The sequence below is a fragment of the Pseudoxanthomonas koreensis genome (assembly GCF_010093225.1).
Classification (GTDB): Bacteria; Pseudomonadota; Gammaproteobacteria; order Xanthomonadales; family Xanthomonadaceae; genus Pseudoxanthomonas; species Pseudoxanthomonas koreensis.
On sequence record NZ_PDWM01000012.1, the window covers coordinates 24773 to 44227 of the forward strand.

The window sequence follows — 19455 nt, forward strand, 5'->3', positions numbered from 1 at the left end:
GCTGCTCCGGGTGGGGTTAGATCGCGTCCGCGCCGATTTCGCCGGTGCGGATGCGGATGACCTGGTCGACCGTGGTGACGAAGATCTTGCCGTCGCCGATCTTGCCGGTGCCGGCCGACTGCTGGATCGCTTCCAGCACCGCGTCCAGGCGTTCGTCGGTGACGACGGTTTCGATCTTGATCTTGGGCAGGAAGTCGACGACGTACTCGGCGCCGCGGTACAGCTCGGTGTGGCCCTTCTGGCGGCCGAAGCCTTTCACTTCGGTCACGGTGATGCCGGACACGCCCGCCTGGGCGAGGGCTTCGCGCACCTCGTCAAGCTTGAACGGCCGGATGATGGCGGTGATCAGTTTCATGTTCGCATCCCGATGGTGGTGGGTCCGGCCACGCGGGCCGGCGTTCGGAACTGGCGGGATGCGTCCGGTCCGGCACGCGACGTCCCGCCGACATGGCCGCGCCGTACTGGCCGCGGCACACCGGTTCAGGGCTTGCTTCCGACTTCTTGGGGGAGGTCATGCAGGCCCGTGAATCCCCTTCTTCCCTCTACTGCATGCAGCGGTGTTGCGGTGAAGCTGTTCTTTCCCGGCGCGCGCGGGGCGGGCGCCGGCCGGTCGCGCGCGGTTCCCCGCCACGCGCGACCGGTCCTGCTCAGTTGCCGTAGTACAGCTGGTATTCCAGCGGGTGCGTGGCGGCGCGGAACTTGGTCACTTCCTGCATCTTCAGCGCGATGTAGCCGTCGATGAAGTCGTCGCTCATGACCCCGCCGGCCTTGAGGAACTCGCGGTCGGCGTCCAGCGCTTCCAGCGCCTGGTCCAGGCTCGAGCACACCTGCGGGATCAGCTTCTCTTCTTCCGGCGGCAGGTCGTACAGGTCCTTGTCGCTCGGCGCGCCCGGGTCGATCTGGTTCCGGATGCCGTCCAGGCCGGCCATCATCAGCGCGGTGAAGGTCAGGTAGCCGGACTGCAGCGGATCGGGGAAGCGGATCTCGATCCGGCGCGCCTTCGGGCTGGACACCCACGGGATGCGGCACGAAGCCGAGCGGTTGCGCGCCGAATAGGCCAGCATCACCGGCGCCTCGAAGCCCGGCACCAGGCGCTTGTAGCTGTTGGTGCCGGAGTTGGCGAAGGCGTTGATCGCGCGGGCGTGCTTGAAGATGCCGCCGATGTACCACAGCGCCATCTGCGACAGGCCGCCGTAGCCGTCGCCGGAGAACAGGTTCTTGCCGTCCTTGGACAGCGACTGGTGCACGTGCATGCCGCTGCCGTTGTCGCCGACGATGGGCTTGGGCATGAAGGTCACGGTCTTGCCGTTGCGGTGGGCGACGTTCTTGATGATGTACTTGGTGGTCAGCAGCTCGTCGGCCTTCTTCACCAGGGTGGCGAACTTGGTGCCGATCTCGCACTGGCCGGCGGTGGCCACTTCGTGGTGGTGGACCTCGACCTCGATGCCGGCCGCTTCCAGCTCCTTGCACATCTCGGCGCGGATGTCGTGCAGCGAGTCGGTCGGCGCGACCGGGAAGTAGCCGCCCTTCACGCCCGGGCGGTAGCCGGTGTTGCCGCCTTCGTACTTGGTGCCGGAGTTCCAGGCGCCTTCCTCGGATTCGATCTTGAAGAAGGTGTGGCCCATGTCGTTGGCGAAGCGCACCGCGTCGAAGATGAAGAATTCGGGCTCGGGGCCGAAGAACGCCACGTCGGCGATGCCCAGCGACTTCAGGTAGGCCTCGGCGCGCTTGGCGATGCCGCGCGGGCAGCGCTGGTAGCCCTGCATCGTGGCCGGATCGAGCACGTCGCAGGTCAGGATCAGGGTCGGGTCGGCTGTGAACGGGTCGAGCACCGCGGTGTCGGGGTCGGGCAGCAGGACCATGTCCGACTCGTTGATGCCCTTCCAGCCGGCGATCGACGAACCGTCGAACATCTTGCCGTCCTCGAACAGGGACGGTTCGACGATGCCCACCGGGAAGGTCACGTGCTGCTGCACGCCGCGCATGTCGACGAAACGCAGGTCGACGAACTCGACCTGGTTGTCCTTGATCAGCTTCTCTACGGTTTCCACGGACATCGCTTGCGACCTCGGGGTTGATGGATACGGATGGCATAGCAGGCCGCGTGCCAACTCCCGGGTACTCGCAAGTCGTTGATTTCAATCGGCCGCGCACCCACGGCGGAATCATGCGCACCAATCAGGTGCATTCTATGGCGAGCACCTGGAACCAAAAAGGTGCAAAACCGTGTGCGGCGCCGCTCGCTTATCCTGTGCGCCCGCCTGCTCCGGTCCCCGGCCCGTGTCCGACCTGCTTACCGCCCTGCTGCTGGGCATCCTCGAAGGCCTGACCGAGTTCCTGCCGATCTCCAGCACCGGGCACCTGCTGATCGCCCAGCACTGGCTGGGCGCGCGTTCGGACTTCTTCAACATCGTCATCCAGGCCGGCGCGATCCTCGCCGTGACCCTGGCCTTCCGCGCGCGCCTGTGGCAACTGGCCACCGGGCTGCACGACCCGGGCAACCGCGACTACGTGGCCAAGCTGGGCGTGGCGTTCCTGGTCACGGCGGTGGTCGGCCTGCCGGTGCGGCTGGCCGGCTGGGAGCTGCCGGAGACGGTGGCGCCGGTAGCCTGGGCGCTGGTCCTGGGTGGCATCTGGATGCTTGTGGCCGAGCATTACGCCGAAAAGCGCGGCGACGTGGCCACGGTGACCTGGAAGGTGGCGGTGCTGGTCGGTCTGGCGCAGGTGGTGGCCGGGGTGTTCCCCGGCACCTCGCGCTCGGCCGCGGCGATCTTCCTGGCGATGCTGGCCGGCACCAGCCGGCGCTCGGCGGCGACCGAGTTCGTGTTCCTGGTCGGGATCCCGACCATGTTCGCGGCCAGCGCCTTCGCCTTCCTCGAACTGGTCCGCGACGACGCCCTCGGCGGCGAGGACTGGGCCGCGGTGACGGTGGCTTTCATCTCCGCGGCGGCGACCGGCTTCGTGGTGGTGCGCTGGCTGATGGGGTATATCAAGCGGCACCGCTTCACCGGATTCGCGGTCTACCGGATCGTGCTCGGCCTGCTCCTGCTGGCGTTCATGCCTGCCGGCAGCTGAGCGCCTTCACGCCGGCTGAACCCCGGGCGGGGCATCCAGCCGTTCTGTCCATCGCCGCATCGACCCGACACACCCCGCCGGCACCGGTGCCGGCCACGTCACGGAGGCTTCGATGAAATTCCCGCAGAACCACCGCCCGCTCCTGCTCGCCCTGGCCCTGCCGCTGGTCCTGGCCGCGTGCAACAGGCCCGCCGCCGATTCCACCGAGCCACCGCCGGGCGAGCTGCCGGCGGCGGCCACGCCCGACCCGGCGGCACCGCCGGCGCTCCCCGCCGCGGCCGATGCCGCCGCGCTACTTCCGGCCCACCACTGGACGCTGCCCTCGGCCACCGATGCCCAGGGCCAGCGCATCGAGGCGCTGTTCGCCAATGCGGACAAGCCGCTGCAGCTGGATTTCGTCGACGGCCGCCTGGTGGTGTCCAACACCTGCAACCGCATGGCCGGCGGCTACACCCTGGCCGGGGACACCCTGACCCTCGGCCCGATGGCCTCGACCATGATGGCCTGCCCGGATCCGAAGCTGATGGCGCTGGACGCGGAAGTCGGCACGCGCCTGGCCGGCGAACTGGCCCTGGCCGCCACCGCCGGCGACACCCCGGAGCTGGTGCTCACCAATGCCGGCGGCGACCGCCTGGTGTTCCAGGGCACGCCGACCCCGGCCACCCGTTTCGGCGGCCCGGCCGAGCGGGTCTTCCTGGAGGTCGGCCCGGAGACGAAGCCGTGCAGCCACCCGCTGATCCCGGACAAGCAGTGCCTGCAGGTGCGCGAGATCCGCTTCGACGAGAACGGCCTGAAGGTCGGCGAGCCGGGCGAGTGGCAGAACTTCTTCGACGAAATCGAGGGCTACACCCACCAGCCGGGCGTGCGCAACGTGCTGCGCATCGACCGCTACACGCGCAAGGACGTGCCGGCCGACGCTTCGCGCTACGCCTGGGTGCTGGACATGGTGGTGGAGTCGGAGCAGGTGAAGCGCTGATCGTTGCCACACACCGCGAAGGGGAAGGCCGCCTGAAAGGGCGGCCTTTTTCTTGCCTGTGCGGCCGCCGGGGAAGCGCTGCGTCTAGCGGGTAGCCGCGGCGGCTCCTTGTAGGAGCCCACTTCAGGGGGCGACCCGATGTGGCTGGCCGAAGCGACGTTCGACGCGGACGATCCGGAGGAGATGTCGCGTTGAGCGCGGCGTATCCCGACGACGTCGGGTCGCCCCCTGAAGTGGGCTCCTACAGAGGGGGACCGGTCGGGCGGGCTACCGGAGTGCGGGGTTCAGGGTGTAGGTGCCGTAGACCGAGGCTTCGGCCAGCACGTGACCCTGCATCGCGCGCTGCACGTCGGCGGCGGTGAAGCGCGGCGGCAGTTCCAGCGCGGCCACGTCCAGCGCGAACAGGCGGAAGAAGTAGCGGTGCACGCGCAGGTCGTTGAACGGCGGATACGGGCCGTCGTAGCCGAAGTAGTCGCCGCCCATCGCCGCATCGCCGGCGAACCAGCCGGTGTAGTCGTTCAGGCCCTGGCGCGCGCCGGCCAGGCCGGGCGGCGCCTGCTTGCCCTTCGCGGTGATGCCGTCGCTGCAACTGCCGGCAGCGATATCGCGCACGTCCGGCGCGATATCGGCCACCGCCCAGTGCACGAAGTCGCCGCGCGGCTGCTCCACCGGGATCTGCAGGTCGTCGCGACCCACCGTCTCCGCCACCGTCGGCGCATCCGGATCGATGCACAGCAGGGCGAAGGACCTGGTGCCCTCCGGCACCCCGTCCCAGGCCAGATGCGGATTGCGGTTGGCGGCGAAGCCGTCGGCCTGGCCCATGGCGAACTCCGCCGGGATCGCGCCGCGGGATTCGAAACTGTCGCTCCAGATACGCATGCACCGCTCCTCGGGCCGGCTCAGGTTTCAGGGTAGCCCAGCCGCGCGACCACCGGCGCCAGGGTCGCGAACGGCCCGGCCAGGGCCTCGGCGTACCGGCGCCAGTGCCCCGCCGGCAAGCGGGCCACGCCCACCGTGGGCGGGGTCGGGATCCGCGGATCGGCGAACATGCTCCGCACCGCCTGGGCGACCGCATCGGCATCGGCCTCGATGCCGTCGAGGCGGATCACGCCGTGCGGGTACAGGTCCCGCTCGGCCAGGTCGGCCACCTGTTCGAGCACGCCGGCCAGCCATTCGGCGGCCTTCTCCGGCGTTTCCACCGCCAGCGGAAGCGCCGCGCCGTAGGCGATCCAGTCCAGCAGCATGTCGCGCGGATCGCGCAGCGCGACCAGCAGCCGCCCCTCGGGCAGGTGCGGGCGCAGGGCCAGCAGGAACGCGTTGTCCCACCAGCCCAGCCAGTCGATCACCCGCTGGTCGGGCAGACCGCGCCGCGGCAGCAGCGCGCGCCACTCGGCCACCATCGCCGCCGGGTCCAGCTTGCCGTCCAGCAGGTCGGCCACCGATGTGTATTTCTGGAAGGCGTCCGGCGGGGTGTTCATGCCGAAACGGTCGCCGCGCAGGTACGGACTGGCGTGGTCCAGCACCGCGATCAACCGCTCCACACCGGAGCCGGGCGCGCCCCAGACCAGTACGGGTCCGCCGGCGACCGTTTCGGCCGCCGGCAACTGCCCCATCGCCGGCCACTTCAGTTCGCCCACGGTCCGCGGCGGCAGCGGCAGGCGCTCGCCGACCTGTCCGGCGTTCAGCGCGGTCCAGGTGCGCAGCGCATCGGCAGGGCGGCCGGCCCGGTCCTGGACCGAGCCGAGCCAGTGCTGCAGCGCCAGCCGCTCGCGCTCGGACGCCGACGCCAGCAAGTCTTCGACGTAGGCCACGGCCTGGTCCGGGTCGTGCAGGAGCAGGGCCTCGCTCAGGCGCCGCACCGCGCTGGGCCGGTACGGCTCCAGCGCGGCGATGCGCCGGGCCAGGGCCTCGGCCGCGTCGGATTCGCCGGCCTTGTCGTGCAGCTCCATCAGGACCTCGAGCGCGGGCACGTGTTCCGGCATCGCCTCGCCCCAGCGCCGGGCCACCTCGCCCGCCGGTTCGCTGCCGGCCGCCTCCAGCGCCAGCCGTGCCTGCCACAGCGCGTGCTCGGCCGGCGCCGTGGCCAGCGCCGCCTCCAGGGTGTCACGCGCCTCGTCGAAGGCACCGAGCCGCTCCCAGGCCGCCAGCAGCGCGCGCAGCGTGTGCGGGTCACCGGGCGAGGCGGCCAGGGCCTGCTTGAGGTAGGGCAGGCCGCGCTCGGGAAAACCTGCCTGCAAGCGCATTTCTCCCGCCACGCGGCGCATGGCCGGCGTGTCGGTCGCCGGGTTGGCCAGCACCGTATCCATCGCGTTGAACGCGTCGCGCGGGCGGTCCTGGCGCAGTGCCAGTTGCGCGATCAGTACCTGCAGGCCGGCGGTGGCCGGCATCATCTCCATCACCCGGCGGAAGGCCTGCTCGGCGAAGGCCCAGTGCCCCTTGGCCAGGTAGGCGAAACCCAGCGCATGCAGCAGGCGTGGATCGTCCGGCAGGCGCCGGGCGGCCGCGGCCAGCATCGCCAGCGCCCCGTCCGCGTCGCCGCGGCGCAGGGCCACGATGCCGTCGATCGCCGCCAGCTGCGGATCGTCCGGCGACACCCGTGCGGCGGTGCGGCTGAGCCGCTGCGCTTCGTCCAGGTCGCCCCGGCCCAGGGCCAGGTGGGCCCGTGCCACGTAGGCCTGGAACTGATTGGGGTCCAGTCCAGTGCTGCGGGCCAGGTCGGCCTCGGCCTCGCCGATCTGGCGCATGCCGAGCAACAGCCCGGCGCGCTCCAGGTGCAGGTCCGCGTTCTCCGGATCCAGGGCGATGGCCCGGGAAATGTTGTCGAGGGCGGCGTCGGCCTCGCCTTGCTGGCGCTGCGCGGTGGCCAGCCAGCGATAGGCCTGCGCGTCGTCGGGAGCAGCGGCGAGCCACTCCCGCGCCAGTCGCACCGCTTCGTCGGCGGCATCGCGGCGCAGGGCCTGGAGGATCTGGTCGTGCATGGGGAAAATCCAGCGGAAAACGCGCAGTCTAGCGCGTCCTGCCCGGCATTCCCCCGCGCACCGACCCGGTGCCCGCCTGCCGGTGCGGCCGGGCGACTGCGCTCAGACCGCGGCGGCCAGTCGCTCGGCGACCCAGCGCTCGGCGAAGCCGTCGCCGGCGAAGTTCTCGACGAAGGCGCAGTGGCCGCCCCAGCGCGCCACTTCCAGCGCCGCGACCGGCGGCAGCCGCCAGTCGCGGAAATCGTCGATCGGGATCACCGGATCGTCCTCGGCCATCAGGATGCTGGCCGGGACGTCCAGTGCCGCCAGCCGGTCGCCGGCGATGGAGTAGCTGTCGAAGTACTCATCGACGCTGCCGAAGCCGGCGTGCTGTCGCGCCAGCATGTCGATCAGCCCGCGCATGTCCTGGCCCAGGGCCGCGTCGTCGTAGCCGAAGCGCTCGGGGAACAGTTCGCGCTTGCGCACCAGCGAACTGCGCCACTTGCGGCGGAAGTACCAGTCGTAGATCTGCGGCGCGCGTTCCATGCTGGCCATGGTCCGGCCCGGGTCGACCAGCGGGCACACCGCGGCGATGTGCCGCAGCGGCAGCCCGGCCAGGCGCGCGCGCAGGCCCAGCCGCAAGGCATGGTTGCCGCCCAGCGAGTAACCGGCCACGACCAGGTCGCGCACGCGCAGTCGCTGGACCATGTCCGCCGCCGCGTGCACCACCTCGTCGATCCGGTTGGAGTGGAACAGTTCCTCGTTGAGGTGGTGGGTGTCGCCGTGGTCGCGGAAGTTCAGCCGGACCACGTCCAGCCCCGCGGCGAGCAGGCGCGCGGCGGCCAGGCGCATGTAGCCCGATTCGGCGCTGCCTTCCCAGCCGTGCAGCAGCAGCGCGGTGGCGCGCGGCGCGCGGCCAGGCAGCTGGCTGTGCCAGCCCTGCAGGCGCGCGCCGTTGCCGCCGTCGAGGATGTGCTCGGACGTGGTCGCACCGGTGGCGGCCAGCGCGCGCAGGCCGTGCCGCCGGCGCAGGCTGCTGGAACCGAGCACCGACTGCAGGTGCGGGTTGCGCAGCAGGCGCGGCGGGCGGTAGTCGGCGGCGTCCAGCGGGTCGGCGGTGGCGCTTGCGGGGGCGGCGGGCTCGGCCATGGCGCCATTCTGCACCGCAGCATCGGCGGCGCAAGTGAAGGCCGCGCGGTTCAGCTTTCCATGGCTGCGACGATCCGCTCGCGCGCCAGTCCGGCGATGCGGCGGCGGCCGCCGGCATCGTCGCCGCCGGGCGGGATCGGCTCGAGGAAATGCACCTCGGCCACGCGCGTGCGTTCGCCCAGCAGGCGCAGGAAGTTCTGCAGGAAGTTCTCGCGCGGGCCGAACGCGACCAGGGTCTGCGCCTCGCCGCGGCTGCCGTAGCGCAGGGCCACCGGCTGCACCGGCACGTGGGCCTCGACCGCGGCGGTAAAGATGCGCGCATGGAACGGCCCGACCTCGGCGCCGCCGCGGGTGCGGCCCTCGGGGAACACGCCGACCGCGCGGCCTTCGCGCAGGCGTTCGACCATCAGCTCCATCACTCCACTGAGCGAGTCGCTGCTGCCGCGCTGGTGGAAGATCGTCTGCCCCTGCGCCGCCAGCCAGCCGACCAGCGGCCAGCCGCGGATCTCCTGCTTGGCGACGAAGCCCATCATCCGCTGGCTGTGCAGGATCTCGATGTCGATCCAGCTGACGTGGTTGGCCACGAACAGGGCCGCGCCCGGCAGCGGCGTGCCGAAGCGGCGCAGGCGGAAGCCGAAGATCCGCATCAGCCCGGCCGACCAGGCGCGCACCGCGCGTTCGCCCAGGGTTTCCTCGCCCCAGCCGATGCGCCTGAGCGGCGGCGCCAGGCACAGCAGGGTCGGCGGCAGGAGCAGCAGGACATGCAGCAGCAGCAGCGGGACACGGTAGAGGTAGCGGCACGTGCGCGCGACTGCGCCGGCACGGTCCGCGCGTGGGGGGGCGGGTTCCATGGACGCGCACGATACCGCGGCGCGATACGCCAGCGGTAGCGGAATCGCGGGGCGTGGCGGTGCCGGCCCTACGCCGGCGCGGTCACCGGCACCACCGCCAGGGTCAGCCGCGACACGCACACCGGGCGCCCGCGCTCGTCCTCGATGCGGATGTCCCAGACCTGGGTGCTGCGGCCCACGTGCACGGCGCTCGCGGTGCCGGTGACGGTGCCTCCGCGCACCGCGCGCAGGTGGTTGGCGTTGATCTCCAGGCCGACGGCCATCTGCTGTCGGGTATCCAGGCACAGGTTGCCGGCGCTGCTGCCGAGGGTCTCGGCCAGCACCACCGAAGCGCCGCCGTGCAGCAGGCCGTAGGGCTGCCGGGTATGCGGCTCCACCGGCATGGTAGCGCGCACCCAGTCCTCGCCGGCGCCGGTGAAGACGATGCCCAGGTGCTCGATCAGGGTGCCGCGGCTGAGCGCGTTGAGCTGGTCGAGGGAAACGGGGGCGCGGAAAACCATGGCGGGCTCCAGGTGGCTTGCTGCTTCAGAGGATCGGGACCAGGCCGGCGCCGAAGGCGGTGAGCATGCGGGTGAAGATCGATTTCGGGCCCAGGTCGACTTCGGGAAAGTCGCCCACGGACACGTAGCACTGGTGGAAGCCGGGATCGCGGCGCGGCAGTGGCGCCGGGCAGTCGGGGCCGGGCTGGAACACGTAGTTGGTAGCGTAGCGCCACGGCCACAGGTCCAGGATCGGCGATGCCTCCAGCACCTTGCCCATGCTGTAGTTCAGGCCCGACAGCACCGGCGGCTTGGCCCGCGGCGCCACCACCCAGGAATTGCCCGGCGCGATGTCGCGCTCGATGCTCTGCGCCAGCGCCTGCGCGAACGCCGGATCCTCGATCACCACCACCGCCTCGGTGTTGTAGGTCTCGCTGCGCGGATCGAAGTTGTGCGTGCCGATCACGCCGATGCGCCGGTCGATTACCACCGATTTCGCATGCAGGCCGGTGCGCGGCCCCTCGCCGTCCACCGGCACCGGACGGTTCGCCGGCGTGCTCGTGCTCAGCAGCGACGGCCGCGTCTCGGTGCGCAGCTTGTCCGCCACCTGGCCGTCGTCCACGCCGCCGCTCCCGCCCGGACTACCGAGGCTGCCCCCGGGCAGCCCACTGCGCGCGGGCGGCGGCGTGCCGGGTTGCGGATCGGCCGGCCAGCGCGCGCCCAGCGCCGGATCCACCGGCGGGTCGGCGGGGAACGGCATGTATTCGTAGATGTCGAAGCCCAGTTCGCGCACGTTGCGGCGCTTGTACTTGTAGGTGAGCGCGTAGACGATCGGGTTGTCGGTCGCGGCCAGGCTGTTGGTCGAGACCAGCACCTTCGGCGGCTGTTCGCGCGCACGCAGGCCGCGGAAGATGTCCAGCGCCTCGTCGGACAGCACCAGGTACGGGGTCTGCAGCAGGATCTCCTCGCGTGCACCGGCCAGCAGTTCGGCCAGGCCCAGCGACGGCGTGTCGTCGCCGCCCTCGTGGTGCTTCTCCGGCAGGTCGGCCAGGTAGGACACCTCACCCACCGGCAGCGCCCGTTCCACTAGCCGCTCGCGCACCAGCGCCGCGTCGGCGGCGGCGCGCGACATCAGTCCGATGCGCTCCGGGTGCGCCGGCCGCGTCGCCGGCAGCGGCGGCACGCCCTGCGCCAGCAGCACCCTGGCCACGTCGTCCAGGTGTTCGGCGGGCACGCTGCGCTTGTCGCTCCAGTACAGGGCGAAGTTGTGCTCCATCGCGGCCACGGCCGGCCCGGCCACCAGCACGTCGCGGTCGCGGAAGTTGTACTCGGCGTCCCAGTCGTAATAGTCGTCCTGGTAGTTGCGCCCGCCGGCGATGCCGACCACGTCGTCCACCACCAGCAGCTTGTTGTGCATGCGCTGGTTGAAGCGGCGGAAGCCGCAGATCACGCTGGCCGCGTAGTCCAGGTAGTCGGGCATGGCCAGGTTGAAGGTCGGGTTGTAGATGCGCAGTTCCAGGTTCCGGTGCGCGCCGGCAAGCGCGGCCAGCACCTGCAGGTCGGAGATCGCCGAGAGCTGGTCGATCAGCAACCGCACCTTCACCCCGCGCCGCGCCGCGGCCAGCAGCTCCTCGATCACCATCCGCGCGCTGTCGTCGGTGTCGAAGATGTAGGTCTGCAGGTCGATCTTGTCGGTGGCGCTGCGCAGCAGGTTGATCCGCGCCAGCAGCGCTTCGCCGCCTTCGTCCAGGATCAGCGCGTAGTGGCGCGGCGCCGCGTCGGGCGCGGCCGCGGTCTCGGCGAAGGCACGGCCAGCCAGGTCGCGCAGCTCCGAGGGCACCGCGCAGCGGTCGGGGCGGTCGCAGTCCAGGGTGGCGTTGCGGCCGGCGACCGCGATCGCGGCGGCGCGGTCGAGCTTCCTGTCCGACATCGTGCTGCAGGCGGTGGTCGCCAGCAGCAGCGGCACGCACAGCCAGCGCAGCCAGTGGTTCACGGCGCGGTCTCGAGCAGGCGCACGCGCACGGTCAGCCGCACCGCGTCGGCCAGCGCGACCTGCCACTCGCGCATGCCGTAGTGGCTGCGCTCGATGTCGCCGCGCACCAGGATGTCGCAGTCGCGGCCCGGGCGCTCGCAGCTGGCCGGCGCCACCTGCAGCCGTTCGCGGTGGCTGGCGCCGCGCAGGGTCAGCGTGCCTTCGAGCGTGCCGCCCTCGTGCAGCAGTCCGGCCGGGTAGGGTTCGGAGACGAACTCCATCCACGGGTGGCGTTCGGCGTCGAAGAAGCTGGACCCGCGCATCCAGGCGGTGTAGCGCGGCCGGTCCGGGATCCGCGCCTCGGTAGTGGCCACGCGGATGTGGACGCGGCGGCGACCGTCGGGCAGCTCTTCGACCCGGCCTTCGTAGTGCGGGAAATCGCCGTCCAGGTGCTGGCCGAAGCGGGTGCGGACCTCGAAGCCCAGGGCGCTGCGTTCCGGATCGAACCGCGAAGGCGGCACGGCTTCCTGCGCGCCCGCCGAAGCGGCAAGCAGCACCAGCGCGCAGGACAGCCACGCCTGTCCGCCCGATCCGCGCATCGGTTCAGGGCCACCAGAAGGCGGTCAGCCGGCCCTGTCCGGGTTCGATCGGTATTGCCGGCAACGCCAGCACCGCCACCGCCGCGGTCGGCATGCCGCGGTACTCGCCGGACTGGCCGCTGTGCAGCAGCGCCACCAACCGCTCCATGCCCGGGTTGTGGCCAACCAGCATCAGCCGCTCCACGTCCGCCTGCGCCTGCAGCAGGCCGAACAGGGTGCCGGGGGTGGCTTCGTAGATCGAGGGCTCCAGGCGCTGTTCGGCGTAGCCGGTGCTGGCCAGCACCGCTTCCAGCGTTTCCCGGGTGCGCCGCGCCGGCGAGCACAGGATCCGGTCCGGGGCCAGGCCGTGGGCGGCCAGCCAGCGCCCGGCGGCCTCGGCCTCGGCCAGCCCCTGCGCCGACAGCGGGCGGTCCAGGTCGGCCTGACCGATGGTGGCCGGCTCGGCATGGGCATGCCGCAACAGGATCAGTTCGCGCACGCGTCCCTCCTCCGTCCGCTCAGGCCTTGGCCAGCCACTTCAGCAGCGGCTCCCAGTCGGCCTGGTGCTCGCGCACCTGCGCGGAGTGGTAGTCGAACAGGCTGCGGCCCAGCCCGACCAGGACGACGTAGGCCTGGGTGTCGCGCAGCTGCGCCACCACCGGGTAGGGCCAGGTCTTCAGCATCTCCAGCGCCTGCTGGCTGGCGTTGGTCCAGGGCTTGCTGCGGTTGAGCACCAGGCCCACCGGCAGCTTCTGCTTCCTGACCCGCTTGGCCTTGGCCACGGTGTTGAGGAAGGCGACCGTGGCCTCGATGTCCAGCGCCGAGGGTTGCACCGGCACCACCATCGCGTCGGCGTGGTCGATGAAGCTGTCCAGGTCGTCGGCCATGGCCCCGGCCGGGGCATCGATGATCACCCGCTCGGCATCGTCCGGCAGCCAGGTGCGCCAGGCGCGGCGACGGCTGGCGTCGATCGGCAGCACCGCGCTGTCCAGTTCCGCGCGCCGCTCGGCCCAGCGGGTCGCCGACCCCTGCGGATCGGCGTCGGCCAGCACCGTGCGCTTGCCCTGCAGCGCCGAATGCGCCGCAAGGTGCGTGGCGATGGTGGTCTTGCCCACCCCGCCCTTGGAACCGGCCACCAGGATCGTCTTCATGCGCGCGCTGCCTCCGGTATTGGCTGTCCCGCAGGGTACACCGGGCCTCTTGAAGGCGGTAGGAACGGACCGGCGGGACCGCGGGCCGGCGCGCTTGCTATCGTGCGCCGGCCCTTTCCACGGACGCGCCATGAGCCAGTTGCAGGACCTGACCGCCCTGATCCGGGCCAATACCCCGCTGATCGTGATCGAGACCCGCGACGAGGAGCGGGTGGTGGAACTGTTCCGGCAGTCGCTGATGCAGGTCTGGCGCGCCCTGCACCGCTGGACGATCACCGAGGGCCTGCGGCGGATGGACCTGGACCGCGAGGACCCGGCCGAGGGCCCGCCCGACGCCTCCTCGGTCCTGCGCGCGATCCAGGACGCCGACCAGCGCGGCATCTACGTGCTGCTCGATTTCCATCCCTACCTCGGCTACGCCAGCCACCAGCGCCTGCTGCGCGACATCGTCCAGCGCCGCGGCTGCCAGCCGCACGTGCTGGTCCTGGTCGGCGCCAGGGTCGAACTGCCGGCCGAGCTGGAGGCGCTGGCGGTGCGCTTCCGCCCGCGCCTGCCCGATGCCGGCGCGCTGCTGAAGCTGGTCCGCGAGGAAGCGGTCGCCTACGCGCGCGAGAACGGCGGCCGCCGGGTCGAGGCCGAGGAGGAGGCGGTGCGCCAGATCGTGCGCCACCTGCAGGGCCTGGACCTGCACGACGCACGCCGCATCGCCCGCCAGCTGATACACGCCGACGGCGCGCTCACCGCCTCGGACCTGCCGCAGCTGGCGAAGCTGAAGTTCGAACTGCTCAACCGCAGTGGCCACCTGCACTACGAATACGACACCGCCGGCTTCGACGACGTCGCCGGTGCGCGCCGGCTCAAGCGCTGGATCGGCCAGCGCCGCGCCGCGTTCGCCGGCACTCCGCCACCCGGCCTCGACCCGCCGCGCGGGGTGCTGCTGCTGGGCGTGCAGGGCTGCGGCAAGTCGCTGCTGGCCAAGGCGATCGCCGGCGGCTTCGGGGTGCCGCTGCTGCGCCTGGATTTCGGCACGCTGTATGCGAAATACCACGGCGAGACCGAGCAGAACCTGCGCGCGGCGCTGGCCTCGGCCGACCAGCTGGCGCCGTGCGTGCTGTGGATCGACGAGATCGAGAAGGGCGTGGCCGCCGATGCCGGCGACGGCGATGGCGGCGTGTCGCGGCGCGTGCTCGGCTACCTGCTCACCTGGATGGCCGAGCGCAAGGCGCCGGTGTTCCTGGTCGCCACCGCCAACCAGGTCCGGCACCTGCCGGCGGAACTGCTGCGCAAGGGCCGCTTCGACGAGATCTTCTTCGTCGACCTGCCCGATCCGGACACGCGGGTGGAGCTGCTGCGCATCCACCTGCGCGAACGCGGCCTGGAGCCGGAGGCGTTCGCGTTGCCGGCGCTGGCCGCAGCGGCCGACGGCTTCTCCGGCGCGGAGATCGAGCAGGCCATCGTTTCCGGCCTGTACGCCGCGCACGCCGAACAGCGCGCGCTGGACACCGACCTGCTGATGGCCGAGATCCGCGGCACCCGGCCGCTGTCGGTGCTGATGGCCGAACAGGTCGCCGAACTGCGCGCGTGGGCGCTGGAGCGCACGGTGCCGGCCGACTGAGGCGCTCGCCGGGCGCCCCGCCACCTGCACGCGCTGCGTAGAGCGGGGCTTGCCCTGCCCTGCGGATGCGGAGCCCGCGCGCTATGCGCGGGCAGTCGTGCTCACGGCCAAGCCGGCGGATCGGCCTGCCAGGCGGCCAGGACTTCGGCCAGCGCCTGCCGGTCTTCCTCTCTCCAGTCCGGCAGCAACTGCGCGAAGTTGGCGCTGTTGTTCCACAGGTCCGGCTCGGTGCGCACCGCCGCCGCGTACCAGGCCAGCGCCTCACTCCTGCGGTCGAGCTTCCACAACACCAGGGCCAGGGTCGGCGGCTGCCACGCAGGCGCGGCCGGCCAACCGCCCAGCAGCTTCCGCCACTGTTCCAGCGCGCGCTGGTATTCGCCGGCCTGGTACAGGTCCCAACCGTAGTTCCAGCCGACCTGGCGGGCCAGGCGCTGGTTGCCGGTCACGTTGCGCTGCGCGGCCTGGTAGAGCTCCTCGGCCAGGTCCTTGCGCCCGGAGCGCATCGCCACCCGCGCCAGCTGGGCGCGCGATTCCACGTCGCTGGGCTTGCGCGCCACGCTGGCGGCGAGCTGGTCGATCAGCGCATCGCCCTCGCCGCGCAGGGCCACGACCGGGCGCGTGGTCTGCGCATCAGCGTCGAAATAGAACTCCTTCGGCGCAGGCAACGACTGGGCCTGGACCAGCAGCGAAGCGAACGCCAGCCCGAAAGCCAGCGGAAAACGCAGTTTCTTCACGATCTATCCCCGCAGAAAACTCCTCCCACCCCCCATCCTAACCGCAGTGCAGCACAGTCCGGGAGTGCGGGCCATCACAGAATGCCGCTTGATATCATTCGGAGCCGGGCCGGCGAGGCCCGGTTCCAGCCAGCCCCGGGGCCCGCCAATGACCAGCACCGCCGAACTCACCTCGCCTTCGTCCGCGAACCTGCCCGGGCTGGAGACGTTCGACCAGGACTACACCCTGGAGCACAAGTACACCCGCCGCGACGGCCGCATCTACCTGAGCGGGGTGCAGGCACTGGTGCGGCTGCCGCTGATGCAGCAACTGCGCGATGCGGCGGCAGGCTTGAATACCGCCGGCTTCGTCAGCGGCTACCGCGGCAGCCCGCTCGGCGGCTTCGACCTGGAGCTGTGGCGCGCGCGCAGGCACCTGGAGGCGGCGAAGGTACGCTTCCAGCCCGGCCTCAACGAAGACCTGGGCGCGACCATGGTCTGGGGCACACAGCAGGCCAACCTGTTCCCCGGCGCGAAGGTCGATGGCGTCTACGCCATGTGGTACGGCAAGGGCCCGGGCGTGGACCGCTGCGGCGACGTGTTCAAGCACGCCAATGCCGCCGGCACGGCGAAGCACGGCGGGGTGCTGGCGCTGGCCGCCGACGATCACGCCTGCCGCAGCTCCACGCTGCCGCACGGCAGCGAGGACGAATTCGTCAGCGCGATGATGCCGGTGCTCAACCCGGCCGGGGTGCAGGACATCCTCGACCTGGGCCTGGTCGGCTGGGCGATGAGCCGTTACACCGGGCGCTGGATCGGCTTCAAGACCATCGCCGAGACGGTGGAATCCTCGGCCTCGGTGCAGGTGGATCCGTTCGCGCGCACGATCGTGCTGCCGGAGGATTTCGGACTGCCGCCGGCCGGGCTCAACATCCGCTGGCCGGACCCGCCGCTGGAGCAGGAGATGCGCCTGCACCGCTACGCGGTGCGCGCCGCGCAGGCCTTCGCCCGCGCCAACGGCATCGACCGCATCGTGCTGGACTCGCCACGGCCGCGGCTGGGGATCGTCACCACCGGCAAGAGCTACCTGGACGTGCTGCAGGCGCTGGAATACCTGGGCCTGGACGAGGCCGCCTGCCGCGACATCGGCATCCGCGTGTACAAGGTCGGCATGACCTGGCCGCTGGAGCCGGAAGGGATCGCGAAGTTCGCCCGCGGCCTGGAAGACATCGTCGTGGTCGAGGAGAAACGCGCCTTCATCGAGCGGCAGATGAAGGAGCAGTTCTACAACTGGCCGGCCGACTGGGGCCGCCGCCCGAGCATCGTCGGCAAGTACGACGAGGCCGGCGAGTGGATCCTGCCGTCCACCGGCGAGCTGACTCCGGCGACCATCGCCGGGGTGATCGGGCGGCGCATACAACGTTTCTTCAATACCGAATCGATCGAGCAGCGGCTGCGCTGGATGGATGCGAAGGAAGCCGAGATGGCGCTTCCCCGCGCCAACTTCCCGCGCGTGCCGCACTACTGCTCCGGCTGCCCGCACAACACCTCCACGGTGGTGCCGGAAGGCTCGCGCGCGCAGGGCGGGATCGGCTGCCACTACATGGTCACCTGGATGGACCGCTCCACCGACACCTTCACCCACATGGGCGGCGAAGGCGTCACCTGGGCCGGGCAGGCGCCGTTCACCGACACGCCGCACGTGTTCCAGAACCTGGGCGACGGCACCTATTTCCACAGCGGCTCGCTGGCGATCCGCCAGGCGATCGCGGCCAAGGTCAACATCACCTACAAGATCCTCTACAACGACGCGGTGGCGATGACCGGCGGCCAGCCGGTGGACGGCCAGCTCAGCGTGCCGGACATCGCCTGGCAGATGCGCGCCGAGGGCGTGGACACGATCGTCCTGGTCAGCGACGACATCTCGCGCTGGCACAAGCGCGAGCTGTTCCCCGGCGGCATGGAGTTCTTCGACCGCGCCGAGCTCGATGCGGTACAGAAGCGCCTGCGCGAGGTGAAGGGCACCTCGATCCTGATCTACGACCAGACCTGCGCCACCGAGAAGCGGCGCCGGCGCAAGCGCGGCAAGCTCGAGGACCCGCAGAAGCGGGTGATGGTCAACACCCTGGTCTGCGAAGGCTGCGGCGACTGCGGGCAGAAGAGCTTCTGCGTGTCGGTGCTGCCGAAGGAGACCGAGTTCGGGCGCAAGCGCGAGATCGACCAGTCCAACTGCAACAAGGACTATTCCTGCGTGTCGGGCTTCTGCCCGAGCTTCGTCACCGTGCACGGCGGCAAGCCGCGCAAGGGCCGCAAGGCCGATGCGGCGGCGCTGCTGGACGGCCTGCCCGAGCCGGCGTTCCGCTCGGCGCTGGAGCAGCCCTGGAACATCCTCATCACCGGCGTCGGCGGCACCGGCGTGGTCACGATCGGCGCCCTGCTGGGCATGGCCGGGCACCTTGAGGGCAAGGGCGCCACCGTGCTCGACCAGACCGGCCTGGCGCAGAAGGGCGGCGCGGTCACCACCCACATCCGCATCGCTCGCACGCCCGAGGACATCCACGCGGTGCGTATCGCCGCCGGCGAAGCCGACCTGGTGCTGGGCTGCGACATGGTCGTGGTCAACGACTACTGGGCGCTGTCCAAGGTCCGCGGCGAGCGCTCGGAAGTGGTGCTCAACACCTACGAGGCGATGCCCGGCACCTTCACCACGCGCCCGGACCTGCACTTCCCCGCCGCCGACATCATCGGCGGCATCCGGCTCGCGCTCGGCGGGCGCGAACCGCGCCTGCTCGATGCCACCCAACTGGCCACCGCGCTGCTCGGCGATGCCATCGCCAGCAACCTGTTCATGCTCGGCTACGCCTGGCAGCTGGGCCTGGTGCCGATCTCCTTCGCCGCGCTGATGCGTGCGATCGAGCTCAACGGCGCGGCCGTGGAAATGAACCGCCAGGCCTTCGCCTGGGGCCGGCTGGCCGCAATCGACCCGCAGGCGGTGGCGGCCGCCGCTGGGCTGGTGTCCAATCCGGCCACCGCCGACGAGCGCGTGCCCGATGGCCTGCACCAGCTGCCGCCGGGCGACTGGGAAGGCAACGAGTGGGGCAGCACCAGCGCGCCGCGGCCGGTCCGTGCCGAGCGCGAACTGCGCGGCCTGCCGGACAGCGCCGGCATGGACACTGCCGGCGCCTCGCCGCTGTCGTCCCCCCTGGACGTCGCCACCGGTGACATCGTCGCGCTGCCGCTGGACGACCTGCGCCTGTCGCGCAGCCTCGACGAGCTGGTCGCGCGCCGCGAGAAGTTCCTCACCGACTACCAGGACGCCGCCTACGCGCGCCGCTACACCGACCTGGTGGCGAAGGTGCGCACTGCCGAGCACCTGAAGGCGCCCGGTTCGACCGCGCTGGCCGAGGCGGTGGCGCGCTACGCGTTCAAGCTGATGGCCTACAAGGACGAGTACGAGGTCGCGCGCCTGTATACCAGCGGCGAGTTCCAGCGCCGCCTGCAGCAGCAGTTCGAGGGCGACTACACCCTGCGCTTCCACCTGGCCCCGCCGCTGCTGGCGAAGAAGGACGGGCAGGGTCGCCTGGTCAAGGGCGAGTACGGGCCATGGGTGTTCACCGCGTTCCGCTGGCTGGCGAAGCTGAAGTTCCTGCGCGGCGGTGCGTTCGATGTGTTCGGCCGCACCGCCGAACGACGCATGGAGCGGCAGTTGATCGCCGACTACTTCACCACCGTGGAGAAGCTGCTGGCCAAGCTGGACGCGGGCAACCTGGAGCTGGCCGCGCAGATCGCCAGCATTCCCGAGCACATCCGCGGCTACGGCCACGTCAAGGAAGCGCACCTGCACAAGGCCAAGGCGCGCGAGGCGCAGCTGCTGCAGGACTGGGACAGCCCGCTGCGCGTTGTGGATCGCCACGCGGCGGCATAGCGCGACCGTGCCGG

Annotated in this window: 16 protein-coding genes; 4 read left to right on the forward strand and 12 right to left on the reverse strand. The window is 71.2% G+C overall.

Annotated features, from left to right (window positions below; all coding sequences use genetic code 11):
- Positions 1 to 16 precede the first annotated feature (16 nt).
- Both CSC64_RS05485 and glnA read right to left on the reverse strand, forming a co-directional pair.
- Positions 17 to 355, reverse strand: coding sequence for a P-II family nitrogen regulator (locus CSC64_RS05485; RefSeq protein WP_162434321.1), 339 nt, complete (start codon positions 353 to 355; stop codon positions 17 to 19).
- Positions 356 to 647: 292 nt separating this feature from the next.
- Entirely contained in the window at positions 648 to 2057 is a 1410-nt protein-coding gene (glnA, locus tag CSC64_RS05490) for a type I glutamate--ammonia ligase (RefSeq protein WP_162434322.1), read from the reverse strand.
- 223 nt (positions 2058 to 2280) lie between these two features.
- Here glnA and CSC64_RS05495 point away from each other — a divergent pair, with 223 nt between their 5' ends.
- Positions 2281 to 3075 carry an undecaprenyl-diphosphate phosphatase gene (locus CSC64_RS05495; protein ID WP_162434323.1) on the forward strand — a complete coding sequence of 265 codons (795 nt, stop codon included), beginning with the start codon at positions 2281 to 2283 and terminating at the stop codon, positions 3073 to 3075.
- 112 nt (positions 3076 to 3187) lie between these two features.
- Positions 3188 to 4051: an META and DUF4377 domain-containing protein gene (locus CSC64_RS05500; RefSeq protein WP_162434324.1), complete on the forward strand. Its 864-nt coding sequence runs from the start codon at positions 3188 to 3190 to the stop codon at positions 4049 to 4051.
- 267 nt (positions 4052 to 4318) lie between these two features.
- Here the strand turns inward: CSC64_RS05500 and CSC64_RS05505 are convergent, their stop codons facing one another.
- The 9 genes from CSC64_RS05505 to CSC64_RS05545 form a co-directional block, all read right to left on the reverse strand.
- Positions 4319 to 4930 (reverse strand): YbhB/YbcL family Raf kinase inhibitor-like protein, encoded by a 612-nt coding sequence (locus CSC64_RS05505; RefSeq protein WP_162434325.1) that lies wholly within the window; start codon positions 4928 to 4930, stop codon positions 4319 to 4321.
- Between the two features lie 20 nt (positions 4931 to 4950).
- On the reverse strand, positions 4951 to 7029 hold the full coding sequence (locus tag CSC64_RS05510; RefSeq protein ID WP_162434326.1) for a tetratricopeptide repeat protein: 2079 nt from the start codon (positions 7027 to 7029) through the stop codon (positions 4951 to 4953).
- A 102-nt stretch (positions 7030 to 7131) separates the two neighbouring features.
- Complete coding sequence (locus CSC64_RS05515; protein ID WP_162434362.1) at positions 7132 to 8115, reverse strand: YheT family hydrolase; 984 nt, start codon at positions 8113 to 8115, stop codon at positions 7132 to 7134.
- 92 nt (positions 8116 to 8207) lie between these two features.
- Entirely contained in the window at positions 8208 to 9008 is an 801-nt protein-coding gene (locus CSC64_RS05520; protein ID WP_162434327.1) for a lysophospholipid acyltransferase family protein, read from the reverse strand.
- Between the two features lie 68 nt (positions 9009 to 9076).
- A complete protein-coding gene (locus CSC64_RS05525) occupies positions 9077 to 9508 on the reverse strand; it encodes a hotdog fold thioesterase (RefSeq protein WP_162434328.1) in 432 nt (143 codons plus the stop codon).
- 25 nt (positions 9509 to 9533) lie between these two features.
- Entirely contained in the window at positions 9534 to 11480 is a 1947-nt protein-coding gene (locus tag CSC64_RS05530; protein WP_162434329.1) for a phospholipase D family protein, read from the reverse strand.
- Entirely contained in the window at positions 11477 to 12058 is a 582-nt protein-coding gene (locus CSC64_RS05535) for a YceI family protein (protein ID WP_162434330.1), read from the reverse strand. Before CSC64_RS05535 ends, CSC64_RS05530 begins: the two co-directional genes overlap by 4 nt.
- A 4-nt stretch (positions 12059 to 12062) precedes the next feature.
- Complete coding sequence (locus tag CSC64_RS05540; protein ID WP_162434331.1) at positions 12063 to 12536, reverse strand: SixA phosphatase family protein; 474 nt, start codon at positions 12534 to 12536, stop codon at positions 12063 to 12065.
- Positions 12537 to 12555: 19 nt separating this feature from the next.
- Complete coding sequence (locus CSC64_RS05545; protein WP_162434332.1) at positions 12556 to 13188, reverse strand: ParA family protein; 633 nt, start codon at positions 13186 to 13188, stop codon at positions 12556 to 12558.
- 130 nt (positions 13189 to 13318) lie between these two features.
- Here CSC64_RS05545 and CSC64_RS05550 point away from each other — a divergent pair, with 130 nt between their 5' ends.
- Positions 13319 to 14803 carry an AAA family ATPase gene (locus CSC64_RS05550; RefSeq protein WP_162434333.1) on the forward strand — a complete coding sequence of 495 codons (1485 nt, stop codon included), beginning with the start codon at positions 13319 to 13321 and terminating at the stop codon, positions 14801 to 14803.
- A 101-nt stretch (positions 14804 to 14904) separates the two neighbouring features.
- Here the strand turns inward: CSC64_RS05550 and CSC64_RS05555 are convergent, their stop codons facing one another.
- Complete coding sequence (locus CSC64_RS05555) at positions 14905 to 15537, reverse strand: tetratricopeptide repeat protein (protein ID WP_162434334.1); 633 nt, start codon at positions 15535 to 15537, stop codon at positions 14905 to 14907.
- A 148-nt stretch (positions 15538 to 15685) separates the two neighbouring features.
- Between CSC64_RS05555 and CSC64_RS05560 the strand changes: the two genes are divergently transcribed.
- Positions 15686 to 19441 carry an indolepyruvate ferredoxin oxidoreductase family protein gene (locus tag CSC64_RS05560; RefSeq protein WP_162434335.1) on the forward strand — a complete coding sequence of 1252 codons (3756 nt, stop codon included), beginning with the start codon at positions 15686 to 15688 and terminating at the stop codon, positions 19439 to 19441.
- Positions 19442 to 19455: the final 14 nt, after the last annotated feature.